The organism is Psychrobacillus faecigallinarum (assembly GCF_014836595.1).
GTDB lineage: Bacteria > Bacillota > Bacilli > Bacillales_A > Planococcaceae > Psychrobacillus > Psychrobacillus faecigallinarum.
Genome location: NZ_JACSQO010000008.1, coordinates 1 through 3,918, shown reverse-complemented (window position 1 = coordinate 3,918; position 3,918 = coordinate 1). Strand labels below are relative to the sequence as shown.

The following is a 3,918-nucleotide window of genomic DNA, read 5'->3' as shown; positions in this document are numbered from 1 at the left end:
GTCGCTTGGGCGGTTTGTGATGTCTTATCTGTCTCCCTCATTCCACCGGAGTCGCCGTCTGTCGCTTCAATCATAAGTTGTATAGAAATGAGAAAGTCGCTTGGATAAATAACTAAATACAAAGTTACAGGAAAAGCATCAACAATAGAAGGTTGATTTCTACTTTAGACGGACGATTCAATCCTATATGCTGTAATAATGGTTAAGATATAGTTGTATTAAGGGAGCTCTTTTATTTTGCATTATGCCTGTATGGGTATGTGCTTGAAATTCACGACATCAAAAAGTCCTGTGTCAGTGAGCTTTAATTCTGGTATGACTGGTAGGCTTACGAAAGATAAAGTTAAAAACAAATGAAAGTCTAAATGAGGATGTATTAAGTGTAGTGCACCGTGTAAAGCCTCTAACTCCTCGACGGTTTGATTTGCAGGTTTATCTGACATCAGCCCTGCTATAGGCAAGGCGAGGGAAGCCATTACCTTTCCTTCATCCATAATTACAAATCCTCCCTGTATACTTTCCAAGTACTTACAGGCTGCAAGCATATCCTCATCATTTGTCCCAAGTACAATCATGTTATGGGAATCATGAGCAACAGTAGTTGCTATTGCCCCCTTCTGAAGGCCAAATCCGTTTACAATTCCGAGACCAATATTTCCAGTTGCTTGATGACGTTCAATCACTGCAAGTTTAAGTAAATCTTTCTCTGTACAAGGAGTAAACAGACCATCGGAAACAGGAACTTTGACAATTTTTTTGCGAGTAGTGATTTGATTGGGCATTATTTCTATTACATTGGCCGTTCCATTGTTCGTAATAGGAATGGAAAAATCAGAAACAGAAAGTCTAGGTAGGTGAACGGTCTCTGTAATTTCTTTGGAAAGGTAGTTTTGGAAAGGTTCTTTTTTTAACATCTCGTTATTTTCTGCAATTTTTTGCCCATTCTTCCATACAGAAACTGCACGAAATGATTCTAGATTATCTATCATAAAAAAGTCGGCGTTAAAACCTGGAGCTATTGCCCCTTTGTTGTGCAGTTTATAGCATTCTGCTGCATTTAAGGTTGCTAGTTGAATTGCCTGTAAGGGCTCCATACCTTCGTTAATAGCTAGACGGATGGAATGGTCAATACTTCCTTCTTTTATTAGCTCATCCAAATGTTTGTCATCAGTACAAAACATAAATCGACGAGCGTTGTGCGCATTTACAGCAGGTAGAACATCTTTTAAGTTTTTGGCAGCAGACCCTTCTCTTATCAAAACATACATGCCCTGTGAAATCCTATCCAATGCTTCCTCGGCAGTTACACATTCATGATCAGTTTGGATTCCTGCCACTCGGTAGCCCCTAATTTGATTTGATTTAAGCCCAGCTCCGTGACCATCTATTTGGACATTGGCTTCGAGGGCCATTATAAGCTTGTCTAGCATATCAGGCTCTCCGGAAAGCACTGCAGGAAAGTCCATTACTTCAGCTAAGCCTAGAACCTTTTCTTTGCTTAAAAATGGTTGTAAGTCTTCAGCTTTTAAGATAGCTCCGGAATTCTCGAAAGGAGTAGATGGAACACTAGAGGGCAGCATCATAAAAATATCCATTTCACTTTTTTGAGCATCATCTAGCATAAATTGGATCCCTTCAGCTCCTGAGACATTAGCTATCTCATGTGGATCAGTAATAACTGTTGTAACGCCGCGCGGAAGGAGAATATCACTAAATGCAGATGGAGTTACCATAGAAGATTCAATGTGTATATGAGCATCTATTAGACCTGGAATGACATATTTACCTTTTGCATCTTCCTCAGACTTCGCTTCAAAAGTGTTTGTTGTATCAACAGCTACTATATTTCCGCTGGATACTACAATATCTGCTAATCTCCATTCTAAAGAATAGACATCTGCCACCTTTGCATTTCGAAGAATAAAATCAGCTATTGCTTTCCCTTGGGAAACAAGAATTCTATCTTTTAATTGCTTTGGATTAATGTTCACAAAGTCGTGCTCCTTTTCTGAATAATTTACTAATTATAGTAGAACTGCGAGTATAAGGAAAGTTATAATGAAATTATAATCGTACAGGGGGAATAGAGATGATTTATCGAAAAACACAGGCCGCCAATATAGCATTAGCCTTTCTTTTGCTCGTGCTTCTATCTAATTTTCTATTGTATCGCCCACAAGTGCAGGACTTCTTTTCACTTCAACTTCACAGTGGCGTAGCAATAGGGTCTCTTATTGATTTAGCTATTGTATCACCTTTATTAGTCTATGCCACCTTTAAAATTTCTATCAAACAAGTAATCGGTCTTATGGTTGGTGGTGTGTTCATAGCTAGATTTTTTATACCTTTTGAATTATTTGCTCCGTTTTCGGGGTTGCTTTATATTGGTATTGCTTTTGAAGTATTGTTAATTTTGGCAGAGTTAAGCCTAGTTTTTCTAGTCATTTACAAAATCCCAAAGATTAGATCACATATGATTGATATGAAGACTTCGGCACTATATAGCTTGATACCTTCTGTTAAGGAAGTAGTTACAAAAAATATTCTTATCCGTATTATCATTTCAGAATTTTTAATGTTTTATTATGCAATTTTTACTTGGAAAAAGGAGGCCCCGAGTCATCCGAATGTAATTACCCTGCATAAAAAAACAAGCTATATAGCTTTTAATATAATGCTTATTCATGCAATTGTTATTGAAACAATTGGTCTTCATTGGTGGCTACATGATAAATCTGTTATTTTGTCATTGGTCCTATTAGCTTTAAATATTTATAGTGTTTTCTATTTCTTAGCTGATATTCAAGTGACTCGACTACACCCAGCGGAGATAAAAAACGAAAAATTGTATGTGACACAAGGACTAAGTGCCCGAATAATTGTCCCTCTTCATCTGATAAAAGAAGTAGAGTGGGGTGCAGCCTTACCAGATAAAAATGTCCTTCAATTTATGTATCGTGATTTTGAACCACTAGAGCCTCAGGCAATAATACACTTACAGGAGCCTGTAGAGGCGACTATGTTCATGGGCAAGGAAAAAAGGGTGACACAATTCGCCATCCGTGTAGATGAACCGACGAAGCTGATGGAACTATTAAAAGTGCAGTAAAACACATTATTTGACGTGAGATTGCAACTTGGCTATAATTATCTCAAATTCGAGATAAAAGAGGAGCTATTGTTATGAAGCATTTATATATGCAAGGTGAGGATTCTTCGAAACCGACCTTATTATTACTGCATGGTACAGGTGGAAATGAGCATGACCTAGTGGGATTAGGAAAGGAAATAGACAGCTCTGCGAATATTCTGAGTGTACGTGGGAATGTATTAGAAAATGGAATGCCGCGATTTTTTAAACGTCTTGCGGAAGGCGTATTTGATCTTGAGGACTTACAAGCCCGTACAGAGGAGTTAAAAAACTTCATCGACGAAGCGGCTAATAATTACAAATTTGACCGTGATAAAGTAGTTGTAATTGGTTATTCAAATGGAGCCAATATTGCAGGAAACCTTTTGTTTGAATATAAAGATGTCTTCAAGGGTGCGATTCTCCATCACCCAATGGTGCCACGACACGGAGTAGAGGTTCCAACTATGCCTGGTACGCCTGTGTTCATCGGGGCAGGGAAGAATGATTTTATGTGTCCAGCAACAGAATCCCAAGAACTGAGAGATATATTGCAGGATTCAGGAGCAAACGTAGAACTATATTGGCATGAATATGGTCACCAATTGACGCAAGACGAAGTGCAAACCGCTAAGGAATGGTATAAAAAGAACTTATAAAGAAGAATTGTTCAGCTCACGATAAAGCATAAAAAGGCCTAGTAGATTAAGAATTGCAGTGACCTAAAGAAATGAGACAAATAAAAACACCTTTCGTTGAAAAACGGGTATACAATACCTAACTTATCA

3 protein-coding genes are annotated in these 3,918 nt (G+C 38.0%); 2 read left to right on the top strand and 1 reads right to left on the bottom strand.

Annotated elements, in window-relative coordinates; all coding sequences use genetic code 11:
- Positions 1–242: 242 nt before the first annotated feature.
- Entirely contained in the window at positions 243–1,991 is a 1,749-nt protein-coding gene (ade, locus tag H9650_RS14320) for an adenine deaminase (protein WP_154312168.1), read from the bottom strand.
- 98 nt (positions 1,992–2,089) lie between these two features.
- Between ade and H9650_RS14315 the strand changes: the two genes are divergently transcribed.
- Positions 2,090–3,109: a beta-carotene 15,15'-monooxygenase gene (locus H9650_RS14315; RefSeq protein ID WP_191697518.1), complete on the top strand. Its 1,020-nt coding sequence runs from the start codon at positions 2,090–2,092 to the stop codon at positions 3,107–3,109.
- 74 nt (positions 3,110–3,183) lie between these two features.
- Positions 3,184–3,789 (top strand): alpha/beta hydrolase, encoded by a 606-nt coding sequence (locus H9650_RS14310; protein ID WP_191697517.1) that lies wholly within the window; start codon positions 3,184–3,186, stop codon positions 3,787–3,789.
- Positions 3,790–3,918: the final 129 nt, after the last annotated feature.